The following is a 17482-nucleotide window of genomic DNA, read 5'->3' as shown; positions in this document are numbered from 1 at the left end:
GGTTCTAGGCTCCATGCCATGAGCATGGAAGTGACCGCCTGGCACCAGCTTTACTCACTGAACAACCAGCGCGAGCGTCGTCCTGTGTCCAGGGCGACGCTCCGCCGTGTCTGGGGATTCGCCCGGCCCTACCGCCGCCGCATCGCGGTGTACCTGCTGCTCAGCGTGGTGATGGCGGCCCTGGCCGTGGCGCCGCCCGTGCTGGCCGGCCAGGTGCTGGACGCCATCGGCAAGGGCGAGGAACTCGGGGTGGTCGTCGGCCTGGCCGTCGTGATCGCCGGCCTGGCGGTCGCCGAGGCGGGACTGGGGCTGCTGGAGCGGTGGCTGTCGGCGGGGCTCGGCGAGGGGTTGATCCTCGACCTGCGCACCGCGGTGTTCGACCACGTGCAGCGCATGCCGGTCGCCTTCTTCACCCGCACCCGCACGGGCGCGCTGGTCAGCCGGCTGAACAACGACGTGATCGGGGCCCAGCGGGCGTTCACCGACACCCTGTCCAGCGTGGCCGGCAACGTCGTGACGCTGGTGCTGGCGCTCACCGTGATGATCGGCATCTCGTGGCAGATCACGCTGCTGGCGCTGGCGCTGCTGCCGGTGTTCGTGCTGCCGGCGCGGCGCATGGGCGTGCGCATCGCCCGGCTGCGGCGCGAGGCCGCCGACCACAACGCCGCCATGAGCACCCAGATGACCGAGCGGTTCTCCGCGCCCGGCGCGACGCTGGTCAAGCTGTTCGGCCGGCCCGCGCACGAGTCGGCGGAGTTCGCCGCGCGGGCGCGGCGGGTCCGCGACATCGGCGTGCGCACCGCGATGTCGCAGTTCGCCTTCGTCACCGCGCTGACGCTGGTGTCGGCGCTCGCGCTCGCGCTCGTCTACGGCCTCGGCGGCTTCTACGCGCTGCGCGGCGAGCTGGAACCCGGCTCGGTGGTGGCGCTGGCGCTGCTGCTCACCCGCCTCTACTCGCCGCTGACCGCGCTGGCCAGCGCCCGGGTGGACGTGATGAGCGCGCTGGTCAGCTTCGAGCGGGTCTTTGAGGTGCTCGACCTCAAGCCGCTCATCCAGGACAGGCCGGACGCGGTACGGGTGCCGGAGGGACCGGTCGCGGTCGAGTTCGACGACGTGCGCTTCGCCTACCCCGCGGCCGACAAGGTCTCCCTGGCCTCGCTGGAGGAGGTGGCCGCCCTCGACGCCCGCGGCGGCGAGGAAGTGCTGCACGGGGTGTCGTTCCGGGCCGAACCGGGGCAGATGGTCGCCCTGGTGGGCTCCTCGGGAGCGGGCAAGTCCACGATCGCCCAGCTCCTGCCCCGCCTGTACGACGTCGACTCGGGAGCCGTCCGGATCGGCGGGGTGGACGTGCGCGACCTGAGCGCCGACTCGATCCGCGCGACGCTCGGCATGGTCACCCAGGACGGGCACCTCTTCCACGAGACGATCCGGGCCAACCTGCTGTTCGCCCGGCCCGAGGCGAGCGAGGAGGAGGTGTGGGACGCGCTGCGCAGAGCCCGCCTCGCCACGCTGATCGAGTCGCTGCCCGACGGGCTCGACACGGTGGTGGGGGAGCGCGGCTACCGGCTGTCCGGCGGCGAGCGGCAGCGGCTCACGATCGCCCGCCTGCTGCTGGCCAGGCCGCAGGTGGTCATCCTGGACGAGGCCACGGCCGCGCTCGACTCCACCTCCGAGGCGGCCGTGCAGGAGGCGCTGGGCGAGGCGCTGGCGGGCCGCACGGCCGTGGTGATCGCCCACCGGCTGTCCACGATCCGGGCGGCCGACCTCATCCTGGTCATCGAGGACGGCCGCGTGGTGGAGCGGGGCACGCACGCCGAGCTGCTCGCGGCGGGCGGCCGCTACGAGGAGCTCCACACCACTCAGTTCGCCGAGCCGACGGCCGTCCCGGCCGCCTGAGGCGCCGGCCGGCCGGGAGTGCGGGGCCGGCGCAGGGCGTACAGGCCGACCGGGATGCCGGCCAGCACGATCACCGCGGCGACCACGAGCGTGAACTGGTAGGCGTCGAGGAAGGCGGGCAGCGGCGCCAGGCCGCTGCCCGCCTGCCGCGAGGTCAGCAACGCGCCGAGGACCGTGATGCCGAGCAGGCCGAACACCTCGCGGGAGACGTTCAGCACGCCGGAGGCGACCCCCGAACGGCCCGCGGGCATCCCGCTCAGCATCGCGGCGGTCAGCGGCACCAGCAACCCGGCCCCCAGCCCGTACGACAGGAACCACGGCAGCACGTCACCGTAGCCGCCGTCCGCGCCGACCCCGGCCAGCATGAGGATCGCGATCCCCATGAGAGCCATCCCGGCCGCCACCGTCACGGCGAGGCCGAGCAGCCGGGTGACGCGCTGCGACAGCACGGCGACGACGGCCATGAGCACCGCCATCGGCACGAACGCCGCCCCGGCCTCGACGGGGGAGAAGGCGAGCACGTTCTGCAGCCACAGGGCGCTGAAGAAGTAGATGCCGAACACCCCGAACGACCAGATCCCGCTCGTCACCAGGCCGCCGGTGAACGTCCGCGACCGGAACAGCGACAGGTCGATCATCGGCTCGGCGGCCCGCGTCTCGGCCAGCACGAACGCGACGGCGGCCAGCAGCGCGATCCCGAACGCGGCGAGGATCCCCGGTGAGGTCCACCCGGCCGCCCCGCCCTCGATGAGCGCGTACGTCAGGGCGGACAGCGCGGTCGCCGAGGTGACCAGACCGGGCAGGTCGAGGCTGTGCCGGGCGCGGACCGGGGCCGGGCGGACCGCCCAGAGGGCCAGGCCCATCGCGACGGCGCCGAGCGGCACGTTGATCAGGTAGATCCAGCCCCAGTGCAGGTGTTCGCTGATGAACCCGCCGGTCACCGGGCCGAGCGCCATGGACAGCGCCCCCGTCGCGCCCCAGATCCCCACGGCCCTGCCGCGCTCGGCCGGGTCGGGGAAGAGCTGGGTGATGAGGGCGAGCGCCGTGGGTGTGAGCAGCGCCGCCCCCACCCCCTGCACGGCCCGCGCGGCCACGAGCGCGGTCCCGTCCATCGCGAGCCCCGCGGCCAGCGAGGAGACGGTGAAGACCAGCAGGCCCGCCAGGAACACCCGCCTGGCGCCGAGCACGTCGGCCAGCCGGCCGCCGGCCAGCATGAGGCCCGCGAACACCAGGATGTAGGCGCTCACGATCCACTCCAGCCCGGAGATCGTCAGACCCAGTTCCCGCTGGATCGTCGGCAGGGCGACGTTTGCCACATTGTTGTCCAGATAGGTCATGAAGCTGCCGAGCGTCACCGCGCCCAACGCCTGCCGTCTCCGGTCCATCGGCCCCTCCTGTACGGCGTACTTGTACGTCGTACAGTTGAACTTGTACGGCGTATAGTTGTCAACCGTGATGGGAAAGCTGACCGCGCGGGCGATCGTCGAGCGAGCCCTGGAGATCGGCGACGCCGAAGGGCTCGACGCCGTGACGATCAGGCGGCTCGCGGCCGACCTCGACGTGACACCGATGGCCCTCTACTGGCACTTCAAGAACAAGGACCGGCTGCTCGTCGGCATGGCCGACCACCTCGTAGCCGGGTTCGCGCCCGCGCCCGCCGACGACCGGTCCTGGGAGCGGCGGCTGCGCGACCTGGTCGAAGGGCTGATCCGGGTCCTGCGCGGGCACCCGTGCGCCCGACAGGTGCTGGAACAGGTCGACCAGAGCGAGGTGCCCGGCTTCCTCGCCGTGTGGGACCAGGCGCTCGGGCTGTGCCGCGCGGCCGGGTTCAGCGTCGAGGAGAGCTGCATGATCTCCAAGTACCTCCTGCAGAGCGCGGTCGCCATCGCCGACGCCCCGATGCACTTCGACGCCGGCCGCACCCCGGCCGAGATCGACGAGATCGTCCGAAGGAAGCGGCTCGGCCTGGAGTCACTGTCCGCCGACGCCTACCCCAACCTCGTCGCGATGGCAGGCCCCATGGCCGGCTCCATGGACCCCGCCCTCTACGACTCCTTCGGCGTCGACCTGGTGCTCAGCGGCATAGAAGCCCTCGCCGCCAGACGCTAGGGTCCGATCATGGCCTTCCGGCCCAACCTCCTCGGCCTGCGCCGCGGGCCCGCCTCGCCGACGCCCTCAGATGAGGCCCAGCTTCAGCAGCAACGCCCTGTCGAGGTCAGCGGCCTCGTGCGCTTCGAGCGCGCCCTTGCAGTCGCCGAGCCGTGAGGCGGACACGGAGTAGATCTGGTCGGTGAGGATGCGCGACTTCGTGCCAGATCGCACCCCGGAACATCACTCCGCTACACCCATGTACCGCTGGATCGCCAGCATCTCGGCCTGGTCATCGGGGTCGTTCCGCAAGCGTTCGGCGTCGGCTGCGGCCTGCTCGAGCAGCATTTCCCTGTACGTGCGCAGCAGGGCGTAGCGGACGGCCTCGGAACGGCTTCGCGTGTCTCCCGCCAAGGCGCGCAGGGCAGTCTCCATCGCCTCATCGGTACGAACGTTGAGAGTTCCCATACACCAGCTGTAACACGCTTTGTGATACATCACCTCCGGTCCGGCCGGGCCAGGGCGGCGAGCACGGCCCCGCTCAACGCCACCGCGGACAGCACCGCGTACGTCCGCCGGAAGCCGTCCATGAGCTGGTCCACGGCCACCGGCGACAGCGTGGACAGCGTCCCCGCGTACACCTGGGCGCCCAGCTCGGGCCCGACCGAGCCCGCCAGCACGCTCAGCGACACGCCGACGCTGAGCACCACGCCCACGTTCATCACCATCAGCCGGAACCCGTTCACCACCCCCAGCCCTCCGGCGGGTAACCCCTGCATGACCTGCGTGGTGTTGCCGGTGAGGAACGCGCCGCTGCCGCAGCCGGCCAGGAAGAGTCCCGCGCCCACCACCCCGTACGGCGTGCCGGCCCCGGTGGACAGCACCAGCACGCCCAGCCCGGCCGTGCTCAGCAGCGAGCCGCCCACCGACAGCGCGTACGCCGGCACCCGCCTCCCCAACGCCCCAGCCACCGGCGAGGCCAGGGCCATGCCCACCGGCACCGGCAGCACGCTCAGCCCGGCCGTGAAGGCGTCCACGCCCCGCGCCGCCTGGAAGTACAGTGCGACGACCAGGATGAGCGACGCGCGGGCGAGCGCGTTGCAGAACGACGCCAGGTTGGCGAAGGCCAGCATCCGCCCACCGAACAGCCGCCCGTCCAGCACCGGGTGGGCGGCCCGCCGCTCCACCAGCACCACGACCGGCACCAGCGCCGCGAACACGGCCGCCCCGGCCACCGCCATCGGGCTCGACGGCCCGCGCGAGCCCGCCTCCGACAGCGCCAGCAGCAGCGCCGACAGCGCCGCGAACACCAGCGCGTTGCCCAGCGCGTCCAGCGGCTGTTTCGGTCCGGGGGGCACCCTACGCAACGTCACGGCTCCCCACCCCAGCGCCACCACGCCGGCGGGCACGTTCACCCAGAAGATCCACTGCCAGCCGGCGGTCTCGGCGATCAGGCCGCCCAGGGTCGGCCCGGCGAGCTGCGCCACGGACAGCGTGCCGATGTAGACGCCCATCCCCTGGCTGAGCCGCTCCGGCGGGAACGCGTCAGCGATGATCACCGTGCCGTTGGCCAGGATCATCGCCGCCCCGACCGCCTGCACGACCCGCATCGCCACCAGGAACCACACGTCCGGCGACAGCCCGGCCAGCAGCGACGCCACGGTGAACAGCGCGAAGCCCGCCAGGTAGACCTCCCGCCGCCCGACCAGGTCGGCGACGCGGCCGAAGAACACCAGGCTCGCGGTGTTCACCAGCAGGAACGACAGCAGGATCCAGCCCGACTCGAACGGACCGGCCGAGAAATGCCGCACGACCGAGGGCAGCGCAACGTTCAGCGTGCTGCCCGCGACCCCGATGAGGACCAGCCCCAAGCTGGTGACCGAGCACACCCGCCAGGCGTACCGGAGCCGGGCCCGATGCGCGGCGTCGTCCTCACGGGCGGGCACGACGTCAGCGGGCCCGCTTGCGCAGCCCCTCCACATCGTGGATCACCACGCGGCGCCGCCCGGTCTCGATGAGGCCCCGGTCACGCAGGCTCCGCAGCGCCTTGCTCACCGCCTCGCGCGAGGCGCCGGTCCAGCCGGCCAGCTCGTCCTGGGAGAGCGGCAGCGCCACCCGCACCCCGCCGTTGGTCTGCTCGCCGTAGCGGTCGGCCAGCTCCAGCAGCCGGGTCGCCACCCGGCCGGTGGTGTCGAACGCGCCGTACTCGATGCGCTTGCGGTCGGAGTCGCGCAGCCGCTCGGTGACCATCCGCATGAGCAGCACCGCGACGCGCCCGTGCGTCTGCAGGAACGCGGCGAAGTCGCGGATCACCACGCCCGCGACGGGCTCCAGGGCCGTCACGGTCGCCGACCGGGGGGAGCCGTCGATGGACGACATCTCGCCGATCAGGCCGCCCGGACCCCGCACGGCCAGCACCACCTCGGTGCCGCCGCTCGTGTGCGAGGAGACCTTGACCCGGCCCTCGGTCAGCACGAGCACCCAGTCGGAGGTGTCGCCCTCCGACATCACGGTCGCGCCCCGCTCCCACCGGCGCGGCCGGCCCGCGGCGCGCAGCGCGTCGGCCTCGTCGGAGGTGAGCATGGAGAGGAACTCGCCGGCCTCAGGGTTCATGGGCCTGATTATGACCGCACGGCGGGCCGCCTTTCACGTCACAAACGGCCGCAACCGTGTTACGGCAGCTCCGTCAGGACGTACGCGGAGACCTGCTCCTCCTTGCCCTTCAGGGTCAGCCTGCCCAGGGAGGTGGCCTCGGCACCGCGGCCGAGCTGCTTGAGCGTCGTCTCGCCGATCACGACGGTGCCGGGCTCGGCCAGCGCCTGGAGCCTGGCGGCCACGTTCACACAGTCGCCCATGGCGTTGAAGCCGCGCAGCCGGGGGCTGCCGATGTTGCCCACGAGCGCCGGCCCGGTGTTGACCCCCACCCGGAACATCGGCCACTCCACGTCGCCCGCCCGCTGCCACGCCGCCTCCTCGGCGATCTCGGCGGCGGCCCGCTGCATGGCCAGCGCCGCCCGGCAGGCGGCCGCGGCGTGGTCGGGCTGCATGGCCGGGGCGTTGAACAGGGCCAGCAGCGCGTCGCCGACGAACTGCACGATCGTGCCGCCGTTGTCGAGGATGCACGGCACGGCGGCCGTGTGGTAGCGGTTGAGCATCTCGACGATCTCGCCGGGCGTCACCTGCTCGGAGAACGACGTGAATCCCTTCAGGTCGGCGAAGAGCGCGGTCAGCTCCTGCAGCCGGCCGCCGAGGGCCGCCTGTGAGGGGTCGGCGAGCAGCGCCTGGGCCACGTCGGGCGACATGTACTGCCGGAAGAGGGTGTCGAGCTCCTGGTAGAGGCGGGCGTTCTCCAGCGACAGCGAGAGCTGCCCGGCCAGGGTGGCGGCCAGCGCCTCGTCCTGCGAGGTGCGGCCGACCGGCACCTCCAGCGCCCCGGCCAGGCGGCCCTTCACGGTCAGCGGGAAGGCCAGCAGGTCGCCGCGCCGGACGGGCTGGTCGCCGTCGAAGGCGTACGCGCGCGATCCGATGTGGGTCACGCCCTCCGACACCAGGCCGATCCGCACGTCGCCGAACGCCTGGCGCACCCGCTCCAGCGCGCCGGCCAGCAGCTCGGTCTCCGGCAGGCCGACCCTGGTGTGGGCGCTCACGGCCACCAGCGCGCCCAGGCGCTCCGTCAGCTCCCGCTCGTCGGCCAGCGCCCGGCCGGCCCGGTCGAGGACCGCCGCCTGACCCTCGTTCAGCCGGAACTTGCCCGACAGCCGGGTCGCCGCCATCGGCTCGCCCCGCCGTACGTGCTCGACCAGCTCCTCCAGCGCCTCGTCGTACTGCTGCCGGATGCGCGCCACGGTCGCCGCCAGCGTCACCGAGTCGAACAGGCCCGCGCTGGACCCCTCGCGCCTGAACTGCAGGTAGGCGCTGTAGGCGACGAACCCGAACGCGAACGTCAGCAACACGTGCCACAGCCACCACGTCAGGTGCCAGTTGAGCTGCGACATCCCGGCCACCATGGTCTCGGCGAGCAGCGCGTACGCGGTGAGCAGGCTGACCAGCATGGCCGAGGGCCGGCTGCGGTGCAGCCGGAACATCATCACCGTCGCCGCGACGTACAGCGCCAGACCCGGCACCGCCGCCCAGGCGACCCACGTGTGGAAATCGCCCAGCGGCGGCTCGCTGAGCGGCGTCAGCCCGTCGTGCAGGGAGCCCGACCCCCACAGGATCATGAACCCGAGCAGGACGCCCCGGATGGCGTGCTGGGCGGACAGCACGGCCCGCGCCGCCCGCTCACCCAGCGGCAGCGCCGAGGCGAACGCGAACCCTGACGCGATCGTGAGCCCGACCTGCTGGCCCAGGTCGAACCCCAGCGATCCGGTGGGCAGGATGATCGTCGGCGTCGCGAGCCCGTGCATGAAGAAGAACCCGGCGCTGGCCAGGAACACCATCGACACGAGGAACAGCCGGGCGTCCTGCCTCCGGCGCGACGCCTCGCTGATCAGCATGCCGAGCACCACGTTGACACCGGCCACGGCGAGGATCATCCAGAAGTGGCTGGGGTTGTGGTGCCACTCCAGGTTCAGGTCGGGCTCGGCCAGCAGCAGCCAGAGCCCGAGCATGGGCAGCACGAGATGGAGGGCCCAGACGACTCCCCGGACCGGCTGCGTGGCGGGCGGGAGGTAGGGGCTTTCCGTCGGCACGATCCTGATTATCCACGGCGCCATCGCCCGCTCACCGCGTCCTTTTACGCACCGCGGATGTCTTGACCCGTCAAGTAATGTCAGTCGTCCCTGTCACATTTTGTGTCGTAATCAACACGTTATGTAGTTGCTGTGCACCGGCGGAACGGTTGAAGCGTGAACCTCTTGCTCAACATGAGCATCACACGTCGCTGAAAGGAAAGCCGTGGCTGTCAAGGTTCGCGGTGGGCGCACGCTCACCCTCGCCACCGTCGGGGCACTCGCCTTCTCGCTCCTTGCCGTCGGTGGCGTCGCCACCGCGTCATCGGCGGGCGAAGTCGTCGCCTGCGTGCACAAGAAGTCCCGGTACGCCCGCATCGTCAACACGACGACGAAGTGCCGGACGACGGAGATCCGGATGGTGATCGGCGGCGGCACCGCCACCACGACGATCAACAGCGGCGAGAGGGGCGCCACCGGCCCGCAGGGCCCCAAGGGCGACGCCGGCCCCCAGGGCCCGCAGGGTCTGCCCGGCAAGAACGGCAAGGACGGCCTGCCCGGCAAGGACGGTGTCAACGGCAAGGACGGCCTGCCCGGCAAGGACGGCCTGCCCGGCAAGGACGGCCTGCCCGGCAAGGACGGCCTGCCCGGCAAGAACGGCCGGAACGGCGAGGACGGCAAGGACGGCCGTCCAGGCAGGGACGGGAAGGACGGGAAGGACGGTAAGGACGGCGGGACCTACACGACCTACACCAAGTCCGGCTCCATCGGCGGCCACGGCTCGGGCACCGCGTCCTGCAATCAGGGCGACCTCGCGACCGGCGGCGGCTTCACCGTCGGCAAGAACGTGACCGTCGCCTCCAGCATGCCCGGCGGCCCGTCGAGCTGGACGGTCTCCGTCGCCAAGGGCGGCTACGGCCACAGCGGCGCCGACCTCAAGGGCGCCGACGCCAAGGAGACCGACACCCAGGAGACCCTCGGCCAGAACGGTGGCGGCGGCGGCACCGTCTACGTGGTCTGCCTCAAGAAGTCCTGAGCGTACGCGGACGGGCCGGCACGGACCTCCCGTGCCGGCCCTTCCGTGCGGAACCGTCAGCCGAACAGGGCGGGCAGCGTGGCCGCGTGCTTGTCGCGCAGGTCGGCGACCGGCACCTCCAGCACGCCCTCCACGACGAGCGACGTGCCGCCCGTCATGCCGAGCCCGTAGCAGGGCACGTCGTGCTCGGCGCACAGCGCGGCGAACTCCTCGAACGCCTCCGGCCGGACCGCTACGAGCGCTCTGGCCGTCGACTCGCTGAACAGGGCGGTGAACGGGTCGCCGGTGACCGTCACCGTGGCGCCGACGCCGCGGGCCAGGCACGCCTCGGCCAGCGCGATCCCCAGGCCGCCGTCGGACAGGTCGTGGGAGCCGTCGACGAGCCCGCGCCTGGCGGCCTCCACCATGACGGCCGCGAGGGCCTGCTCGGCCTCCAGGTCGGCCACGGGCGGCAGGCCGCCGAGGTGGCCGTGGGCGACGTGCGCCCACTCCGAGCCGCCGAACTCGTCCCGGGTCTCGCCGAGCAGCGCGACCCGCAGCCCCTCGGCGGTGAAGCCGGAGCCGACGCGCCTGGCGACGTCGTCGATCACGCCGAGCACGCCCACGACCGGGGTGGGGTTGACGGCGGTGGAGCCGGTCTGGTTGTAGAAGGACACGTTGCCGCCGGTGACCGGCACGCCGAGGGTCCGGCAGGCGTCGGCCAGGCCGCGCACCGCCTCGGCGAACTGCCACATGACCTCCGGGTCCTCGGGGGAGCCGAAGTTGAGGCAGTTGGTCACGGCCAGCGGCTGCGCACCGGTCACGGCGACGTTGCGGTACGCCTCGGCCAGCGCGAGCTGCGCCCCCGCGTACGGGTCGAGCTTGGCGTAGCGGCCGTTGCCGTCGGTGGCCAGCGCGATGCCGCGGGTCGTCGCCTCGGCTCCGGCCATCGCCTCGGAGACGCGCAGCATCCCCGCGTCGGCCGGCTGCGCCAGCACCGTGTTGGAGCGGACGTAGCGGTCGTACTGGGAGGTCACCCACTCGCGGGAGGCGAGGTTGGGCGAGCCGAGCAGCCGCAGCAGCGTGGCGCGCAGGTCGTCGGGCCGCTCCAGCCGGTCGGGGGTGTCGGCGTTGAGCGCGGCCTGCCCGGCCGGCTCGCGGTAGGGGCGCTCGTAGACGGGGCCGTCGTCGGCGGCGGTGCCCGGCGGGATGTCGACGATCACCTCGCCGTCCCACGTCATCACGAGCCGACCGGTGTCGGTGACTTCGCCGATGACGGTGGCCGGGACGTCCCACTTCTGGCAGATCGCCATGAACGCCGGGATGTCGCCGGGGCGGACGACCGCCATCATCCGCTCCTGCGACTCGCTCATGAGGATCTCCTCGGGCCTGAGCGAGGGGTCGCGGAGCGGCACCAGGTTGAGGTCGACCTGCATGCCGCCGGTGCCCTTGGCGGCCAGCTCGGTGGTCGCGCAGGAGACGCCGGCCGCGCCGAGGTCCTGGATGCCGACGACCACGTCGGCCGCGTACAGCTCCAGGCAGCACTCGATGAGCAGCTTCTCCATGAACGGGTCGCCCACCTGCACGGCGGGCCGCTTGGCCTGCGACTCGTCCTCGAAGGTGGCGCTGGCCAGCACCGACGCGCCGCCGATGCCGTCGGGGCCGGTGGAGGCGCCGAACAGCACCACCTTGTTGCCGGGGCCGGGCGCCGTGGCGAGCTTGATCTGGTCCTTGCGCAGCAGGCCCACGCAGAGCGCGTTGACCAGCGGGTTGCCGATGTAGCAGGGGTCGAAGACGACCTCGCCGCCGATGTTGGGCAGGCCGAGGCAGTTGCCGTAGTGGCTGATGCCCTCGACCACGCCCGGCAGCACCCGCCGGGTGTCCACGGCGTCGGCCGCGCCGAAGCGCAGCGAGTCCATCACCGCGATCGGGCGGGCGCCCATCGACATGATGTCGCGCACGATGCCGCCGACGCCGGTGGCGGCGCCCTGGTGCGGCTCGACGTAGGACGGGTGGTTGTGCGACTCGATCTTGAACGTGGCGGCCCAGCCGTCGCCGATGTCCACCACGCCGGCGTTCTCGCCCATGCCGACGAGCAGCGCCTCGGACGCGGGGGCCTTGGTGGCGAACTGCCGCAGGTGCACCTTGGACGACTTGTACGAGCAGTGCTCGGACCACATGACGCTGTAGATGGCCAGCTCGGAACCGGTGGGACGGCGGCCGAGGATCTCCTTGACCCGGTCGTACTCGTCCAGCTTCATCCCCAGCTCGGCGAAGGGCATCGGCTCGTCGGGAGTGCTTTCGGCCCGCTTGACGGAGTCGGTGCTCATGCGTTCACCAGCTTCTGGAGTATGGAGGTGAAGAAGCCGCGGCCGTCGGTGCTCGGGGCGCCGACCAGTTCCTCGACGGCGTGCTCGGGGTGCGGCATGAGGCCGACCACGTTGCCCGCCTCGTTGCGGATGCCCGCGATGTCGTTCATGGAGCCGTTGGGGTTGCCGTCGACGTAGCGCACCACCACGCGGCCGTCGGCCTCCAGCTCGGCCAGCGTCTCGGTGGAGGCCACGTAGCGGCCCTCGCCGTGCTTGACCGGCAGGGTGATCTCCTGGCCCGGCGTGAACGACGAGGTCCAGGCCGTGCTGGCCTGCTCGATGCGGACCCGCTGGTCACGGCAGACGTAGTGGAGGGAGGCGTTGCGGGTCAGGGCGCCGGGCAGCAGGTGCGCCTCGCACAGGATCTGGAACCCGTTGCAGGTGCCCAGCACGGGCAGGCCCGCCCGGGCGGCCGGGATGAGCTCCTCCATCAGCGGCGCGAACCGCGAGATGGCGCCGCACCGGAGATAGTCGCCGTAGGAGAAACCGCCCGGCAGGAAGACCGCGTCGACCCCCTTGAGGTCGTGGTCGGCGTGCCACAGCGGGACCGGCTCGGCGCCCACGAGATGCACGGCTCGGGCGGCGTCCTGGTCGTCGAGTGTGCCTGGAAACGTGACAATGCCCACACGGGCAGCGCTCATGACAGTCGTCCCCTTCGAGGATGCGCACGCCACCGTCGCCTCGGGGTGGACGGGGGCGGTGCTCCCAGGTTATCGGGTGCGGCTGGATGCACCTCGCCGGGCGCACCCTACAGGCCGCCGGGCGGCTCGGGCGGCGGGTCAGACGGCGGCGAGCTGGCGGGGCCGGGCGTCGGCCTCGTCGTCCCAGGCGAGCTGCTTGCGCAGGTGGACCGTGGTGCCACGACCGGGGGAGATGCCGAAGGAGATCTCGTCGACCACCGACCGCATGATCAGCAGGCCGCGGCCGTTCTCGGTGTCGGGGGGCGGGAAGTGCAGCGGCATCGACGGCAGCCCACCTCCGCTGTCGGCCACGCGCACGTCGCACCGGCCGTAGCCGATCGACGCCGACACCTCGTAGCGGTTGGCGGGCCCCCCGTGCCGCACCGCGTTGGAGCACGCCTCGGAGACGGCGAGCAGCATGTCGGAGATGCAGGTCTCGCTCACGTTGAGCGACCGCATCGCATCGCCGAGCACTCGCCTGACCATCGGTATGCCGATGGCGTCTCGGGGCAGCGCCAACGAGAACTCAATGTCCACCGGACTCCTCCGGGCTCCGGAATGTCACCTGGAGTAGGTTTCCCCGTGAAATCGGGGCTAACCGCAAAATCACGTTGTTGTTATTTACTGTTGGCCCCCACGTGGGGTTAGGGCGCGCCGGAACCCGGTGTTAAGCCACGTAGCGGAATCTTGGGGGCCGAAAGCGGTGATCTAGTCCTCAACCCGGACGGTGTAGTCCTCGATCACCGTGTTCGCCAGAAGCGTCTCGGCCATCTTTCGGACGTCCGAAATGGCGGCCTCGTCGGCCGGCCCGTCGAGCTCGATCTCGAACCGCTTGCCCTGCCGCACCGCGGAGACCCCGGAGAAGCCCAGCCGGGGCAGCGCGCGGGCGATCGCCTGGCCCTGCGGATCGAGAATCTCGGGCTTCAGCATGACGTCCACGATGACGCGGGCCACGGGGTTCCTCCTGGGTGCGGCCTGGATCGAGCCAGGTCGGGGCGGGGTCGGGAAAGCCAGCCTACCGGTGCGTGTGGCGGTCGGCACAACGGGAACGGGGTGGACATGGGGCTTGCGCGGAGGGCTGTGACGTCTGCCACGATGTCCCCAAACGCGTACGAACCACCATCACATGGTCCGACGCCCAAAAGGCCGGCCTGAGATGGCAACCCCATCCGCCCCGGCCCTGACCGCACAGGAGTGGCACGTGACCGTCGACGCCTCTCGTGGTGCCGAAGCACCCCCAGAGCTCGTCCAGCTGCTCACCCCCGAAGGAGAACGGGTCGAGCACCCCGACTACGACATCGACCTCAAGCCGGAGGAGGTCAGGTCCCTCTACCGCGACCTGGTCCTCGTCCGGCGCATCGACCTGGAGGCCGTGGCCCTGCAACGACAGGGCGAGCTCGGCATCTGGGCGTCGCTCCTCGGTCAGGAGGCGGCGCAGATCGGCTCCGGCCGCGCGCTGACCGACGCCGACATGGCCTTCCCCACCTACCGCGAGCACGGCGTGGCCTGGTGCCGCGACGTGGACCCGGTCAAGCTCCTCGGCCTGTTCCGCGGCGTCAACCACGGCGGCTGGGACCCCCAGGAACACAACTTCCACCTCTACACGATCGTCATCGGCAGCCAGACCCTGCACGCCGTCGGCTACGCCATGGGCATCCAGCGCGACGACGCGAGCTCCGCCGCGATCGCCTACTTCGGCGACGGCGCCACCTCCCAGGGCGACGTCAACGAGTCGTTCATCTGGGCCAGCGTGTTCAACGCCCCGATCGTGTTCTTCTGCCAGAACAACCAGTGGGCGATCTCCGAGCCGCTGGAGAAGCAGACCCGCATCCCGCTCTACCGCCGCGCCTCCGGCTTCGGTTTCCCCGGCATCCGGGTCGACGGCAACGACGTCTTCGCCTGCCTCGCGGTCACCCGGCAGGCGCTCAAGAACGCCCGCGAGGGCCAGGGCCCCACCCTGATCGAGGCGTTCACCTACCGGATGGGCGCCCACACCACCACCGACGACCCGACCCGCTACCGGGTCGCCGGCGAGCTGGAGGCGTGGAAGCTCAAGGACCCCATCGAGCGGGTCAAGTCCTACCTGTTCAAGAACGAGCTGGCCGACCAGGCGTTCATCGAGTCCGTCGAGGCCGAGGCCGACCAGCTCGGCGCCGACCTGCGCAGGCGCTGCCTGGCCATGCCCGACCCCGAGCCGCTCGACATCTTCGACCACGTCTACACCGAGCAGCACCCCCTGATCGACGAGGAGCGAGCCCAGTTCGCCGCCTACCTGGAGGGCTTCGAGCAGCGATGACGGTTCTGAGCCTGTCCAAGGCGCTCAACGAGGGCATGCGCAAGGCCATGGAGGACGACCCCAAGGTCCTCATCATGGGCGAGGACGTCGGCAAGCTCGGCGGCGTCTTCCGCGTCACCGACGGCCTGCAGAAGGACTTCGGCGAGGACCGGGTCATCGACACCCCGCTCGCCGAGTCCGGCATCATCGGCACCGCGATCGGCCTGGCGCTGCGCGGCTACCGGCCGGTGTGCGAGATCCAGTTCGACGGCTTCGTCTTCCCGGCCGCCGACCAGATCATCACCCAGCTCGCCAAGATGCCGATGCGCTCGCTGGGCGCGATCAAGCTTCCCGTGGTCGTCCGCATCCCCTGCGGCGGCGGCATCGGCGCGGTCGAGCACCACAGCGAGTCGCCGGAGGCCTACTTCACCCACACCGCCGGCCTGCGCGTGGTGGCCTGCTCCAACCCGGCCGACGCCTACGCGATGATCCAGCAGGCCATCCGGAGCGACGACCCGGTGATCTTCTTCGAGCCGAAGCGCCGCTACTGGGAGAAGGCCGACGTCGACACCGGCGCCGACGACTGGTGGGCGCCCCTCGACCAGGGCAAGGTGGTGCGGCCGGGCACCGACGCCACGCTGCTCGCCTACGGCCCCATGGTCAAGACCTGCCTGGAGGCCGCGACGGCCGCCGAGGACGACGGGCGCTCCCTGGAGGTCATCGACCTGCGCTCGCTCAACCCGCTCGACGCGCCGCTCGTCATGGAGTCCGCCCGCCGCACGGGCCGGGTCGTGGTGGTGCACGAGGCTCCCGTCAACAGCGGCTTCGGCGCCGAGCTGGCCGCGCGGATCACCGAGCAGTGCTTCTACCACCTGGAGTCGCCGGTGCTGCGGGTCGGCGGCTTCTCCACCCCGTACCCCCCGTCGAAGCTGGAGGATCACTACCTGCCCGACCTGGACCGGGTGCTCGACGCCGTCGACCGCGCCTTCGGCTACTGAGAGGGGACCCGGTTCCATGCGACGTGAGTTCAAGCTCCCCGACGTCGGCGAAGGGCTGACCGAGGCGGAGATCGTCCGCTGGCACGTCAAGGACGGCGATCCGGTCAAGGTCAACCAGATCGTGGTCGAGATCGAGACCGCCAAGTCCATCGTCGAGCTGCCCATCCCGTGGGACGGCGTCGTCGCCGGGCTGATGGCCGGCGAGGGCGAGACCGTCGACGTCGGCGTGCCGATCATCGCCGTCGACACCGCCGAGGAAGGCGCGGCGCCCGCCGCGGCCCCCCGTACGTCCGGCGCGCCCGGCGCCGTGTCCGGTGCTGAGGGCCCGGCCGGCGCCGTCCCCGGCCGGGGCGCGGCCCTGGCCGACGACATGGTCCCGAGCCCGCCGGCCGAGGGCGCGGTGGAGCCCGGCGTGCACGGAGGCCCGGCCCCCCGCGAGGAGCGCCAGGCGGTGCTGGTCGGCTACGGCGTCAAGACGGGCGCCACCAAGCGGCGCGCCCGCAAGCCCGGCCACGCGGGCCGCCCCGACGCGACCGGTCCGGCTCCTCGGCCGATCCCGGCCACGCCGGTCGCGAACCCGGCACGGGTGGAGGCCGACGCGCCGGCGACCGCCGCGCGGGTCGCGGTGCTCGCCAAGCCGCCCGTGCGCAAGCTGGCCAAGGACCTCGGCGTGGACCTCACCACGCTGACCGGCACCGGTCCGCAGGGCTCGATCACCCGCGACGACGTCCACGCCGCCGCGCAGCCGCCGCGGGCGACGGAGGCCGAGGCGCCGGTCCGGCGGGGCGGCGAGGAACGCGTCCCGGTCAAGGGCGTACGCAAGATGACCGCGCAGGCCATGGTGGCCAGCGCGTTCACCGCGCCGCACGTCACCGAGTTCCTCCAGGTGGACGTCACCGAGACCATGGAGGCGGTCCGGCGGCTGCGCGCGCTGCCCGACTTCGCCGAGGTCAAGGTGTCGCCGCTGCTCCTGGTGGCCAAGGCCGTGCTGGTCGCCGCCCGCCGGCACCCGATGATCAACTCCTCGTGGGACGAGGCGGCCCAGGAGATCGTGGTCAAGCACTACGTGAACCTGGGCATCGCCGCCGCGACCCCGCGCGGCCTCGTGGTGCCCAACATCAAGGGCGCCCACGAGCTGCCGCTGCCCGAGCTGGCCAGGCGGCTCGGACAGCTCGCCGAGACCGCCAGAGCCGGACGCACGCAGCCGGCCGAGATGGCGGGCGGCACGTTCACGATCACCAACGTGGGTGTGTTCGGCGTCGACACCGGCACTCCCATCCTCAACCCGGGCGAGGCGGCCATCCTCGCCTTCGGCCAGATCAGGGACATGCCGTGGGTGGTGGGCGGCGAGCTGGCCGTCCGCAAGGTGACGACGCTGGCGCTCTCGTTCGACCACCGGATCGTGGACGGCGAGCTGGGCTCGCTCTTCCTGCGCGACGTGGGCGACATGCTGGAGGACCCGCTGCGCATGCTCGCCTGGAGCTGACCACG

Annotated in this window: 16 protein-coding genes; 6 read left to right on the top strand and 10 right to left on the bottom strand. The window is 71.9% G+C overall.

What is annotated here, in order from left to right; translation table 11 throughout:
- Window positions 1-18 precede the first annotated feature (18 nt).
- A complete protein-coding gene (locus ACGF0J_RS28660) occupies window positions 19-1896 on the top strand; it encodes an ABC transporter ATP-binding protein (protein ID WP_393150576.1) in 1878 nt (625 codons plus the stop codon).
- On the opposite strand, the gene ACGF0J_RS28655 is transcribed toward ACGF0J_RS28660, so the two are convergent.
- Window positions 1860-3281 (bottom strand): DHA2 family efflux MFS transporter permease subunit, encoded by a 1422-nt coding sequence (locus tag ACGF0J_RS28655; protein WP_393150574.1) that lies wholly within the window; start codon window positions 3279-3281, stop codon window positions 1860-1862. The genes ACGF0J_RS28660 and ACGF0J_RS28655 overlap by 37 nt on opposite strands.
- A 70-nt stretch (window positions 3282-3351) precedes the next feature.
- Between ACGF0J_RS28655 and ACGF0J_RS28650 the strand changes: the two genes are divergently transcribed.
- A complete protein-coding gene (locus ACGF0J_RS28650) occupies window positions 3352-4005 on the top strand; it encodes a TetR/AcrR family transcriptional regulator (RefSeq protein WP_393150994.1) in 654 nt (217 codons plus the stop codon).
- Between the two features lie 66 nt (window positions 4006-4071).
- Here ACGF0J_RS28650 and ACGF0J_RS28645 read toward each other — a convergent pair whose 3' ends face one another.
- The 5 genes from ACGF0J_RS28645 to ACGF0J_RS28625 all read right to left on the bottom strand — a co-directional run bounded on the left by ACGF0J_RS28645 (window position 4072) and on the right by ACGF0J_RS28625 (window position 8675).
- Window positions 4072-4218, bottom strand: coding sequence for a type II toxin-antitoxin system PemK/MazF family toxin (locus ACGF0J_RS28645; protein WP_393150572.1), 147 nt, complete (start codon window positions 4216-4218; stop codon window positions 4072-4074).
- A 9-nt stretch (window positions 4219-4227) separates the two neighbouring features.
- Entirely contained in the window at window positions 4228-4419 is a 192-nt protein-coding gene (locus tag ACGF0J_RS28640) for a hypothetical protein (protein ID WP_393150570.1), read from the bottom strand.
- 62 nt (window positions 4420-4481) lie between these two features.
- On the bottom strand, window positions 4482-5930 hold the full coding sequence (locus ACGF0J_RS28635) for an MFS transporter (protein WP_393150568.1): 1449 nt from the start codon (window positions 5928-5930) through the stop codon (window positions 4482-4484).
- 4 nt (window positions 5931-5934) lie between these two features.
- Window positions 5935-6597 (bottom strand): Crp/Fnr family transcriptional regulator, encoded by a 663-nt coding sequence (locus ACGF0J_RS28630; protein ID WP_393150566.1) that lies wholly within the window; start codon window positions 6595-6597, stop codon window positions 5935-5937.
- 59 nt (window positions 6598-6656) lie between these two features.
- Window positions 6657-8675, bottom strand: a complete 2019-nt coding sequence (locus ACGF0J_RS28625) for an adenylate/guanylate cyclase domain-containing protein (protein ID WP_393150564.1) — start codon at window positions 8673-8675, stop codon at window positions 6657-6659.
- Window positions 8676-8880: 205 nt separating this feature from the next.
- On the opposite strand from ACGF0J_RS28625, the gene ACGF0J_RS28620 reads away from it, so the two are divergent.
- Window positions 8881-9690: a hypothetical protein gene (locus tag ACGF0J_RS28620; RefSeq protein ID WP_393150562.1), complete on the top strand. Its 810-nt coding sequence runs from the start codon at window positions 8881-8883 to the stop codon at window positions 9688-9690.
- A 56-nt stretch (window positions 9691-9746) separates the two neighbouring features.
- Here the strand turns inward: ACGF0J_RS28620 and purL are convergent, their stop codons facing one another.
- The 4 genes from purL to purS form a co-directional block, all read right to left on the bottom strand.
- A complete protein-coding gene (gene purL / locus ACGF0J_RS28615; RefSeq protein ID WP_393150560.1) occupies window positions 9747-11999 on the bottom strand; it encodes a phosphoribosylformylglycinamidine synthase subunit PurL in 2253 nt (750 codons plus the stop codon).
- The gene (gene purQ / locus ACGF0J_RS28610) at window positions 11996-12679 is read right to left on the bottom strand and encodes a phosphoribosylformylglycinamidine synthase subunit PurQ (protein WP_393150558.1); all 684 of its coding nucleotides are present in this window, start codon (window positions 12677-12679) and stop codon (window positions 11996-11998) included. Before purQ ends, purL begins: the two co-directional genes overlap by 4 nt.
- Window positions 12680-12817: 138 nt before the next feature.
- Entirely contained in the window at window positions 12818-13255 is a 438-nt protein-coding gene (locus ACGF0J_RS28605; protein WP_393150556.1) for an ATP-binding protein, read from the bottom strand.
- 171 nt (window positions 13256-13426) lie between these two features.
- Window positions 13427-13672: a phosphoribosylformylglycinamidine synthase subunit PurS gene (gene purS, locus ACGF0J_RS28600; protein ID WP_393150554.1), complete on the bottom strand. Its 246-nt coding sequence runs from the start codon at window positions 13670-13672 to the stop codon at window positions 13427-13429.
- A 247-nt stretch (window positions 13673-13919) separates the two neighbouring features.
- Between purS and pdhA the strand changes: the two genes are divergently transcribed.
- From pdhA to ACGF0J_RS28585, 3 genes are read left to right on the top strand one after another with little or no spacing between them, the layout of a single operon-like run.
- Window positions 13920-15014, top strand: coding sequence for a pyruvate dehydrogenase (acetyl-transferring) E1 component subunit alpha (pdhA, locus tag ACGF0J_RS28595; protein WP_393150552.1), 1095 nt, complete (start codon window positions 13920-13922; stop codon window positions 15012-15014).
- Complete coding sequence (locus ACGF0J_RS28590) at window positions 15011-15991, top strand: alpha-ketoacid dehydrogenase subunit beta (protein WP_393150550.1); 981 nt, start codon at window positions 15011-15013, stop codon at window positions 15989-15991. The genes pdhA and ACGF0J_RS28590 overlap by 4 nt, the downstream gene beginning before the upstream one ends.
- A 16-nt stretch (window positions 15992-16007) precedes the next feature.
- Complete coding sequence (locus tag ACGF0J_RS28585) at window positions 16008-17477, top strand: dihydrolipoamide acetyltransferase family protein (protein ID WP_393150548.1); 1470 nt, start codon at window positions 16008-16010, stop codon at window positions 17475-17477.
- Window positions 17478-17482 lie beyond the last annotated feature (5 nt).

Origin of the sequence: Nonomuraea sp. NPDC047897 (assembly GCF_043204415.1) — a bacterium.
In the GTDB taxonomy this organism is placed as follows: domain Bacteria; phylum Actinomycetota; class Actinomycetes; order Streptosporangiales; family Streptosporangiaceae; genus Nonomuraea.
This window is presented reverse-complemented; position numbering and strand designations above follow the sequence as displayed.

Coding starts and splice junctions, on each gene's coding strand:
- ACGF0J_RS28660 (WP_393150576.1), top strand. CDS start 19: ATGAGCATGGAAGTGACCGCCTGGCACCAGCTTTACTCACTGAACAAC.
- ACGF0J_RS28655 (WP_393150574.1), bottom strand. CDS start 3,281: ATGGACCGGAGACGGCAGGCGTTGGGCGCGGTGACGCTCGGCAGCTTC.
- ACGF0J_RS28650 (WP_393150994.1), top strand. CDS start 3,352: ATGGGAAAGCTGACCGCGCGGGCGATCGTCGAGCGAGCCCTGGAGATC.
- ACGF0J_RS28640 (WP_393150570.1), bottom strand. CDS start 4,419: ATGGAGACTGCCCTGCGCGCCTTGGCGGGAGACACGCGAAGCCGTTCC.
- ACGF0J_RS28630 (WP_393150566.1), bottom strand. CDS start 6,597: ATGAACCCTGAGGCCGGCGAGTTCCTCTCCATGCTCACCTCCGACGAG.
- purL (WP_393150560.1), bottom strand. CDS start 11,999: ATGAGCACCGACTCCGTCAAGCGGGCCGAAAGCACTCCCGACGAGCCG.
- purQ (WP_393150558.1), bottom strand. CDS start 12,679: ATGAGCGCTGCCCGTGTGGGCATTGTCACGTTTCCAGGCACACTCGAC.
- ACGF0J_RS28590 (WP_393150550.1), top strand. CDS start 15,011: ATGACGGTTCTGAGCCTGTCCAAGGCGCTCAACGAGGGCATGCGCAAG.
- ACGF0J_RS28585 (WP_393150548.1), top strand. CDS start 16,008: ATGCGACGTGAGTTCAAGCTCCCCGACGTCGGCGAAGGGCTGACCGAG.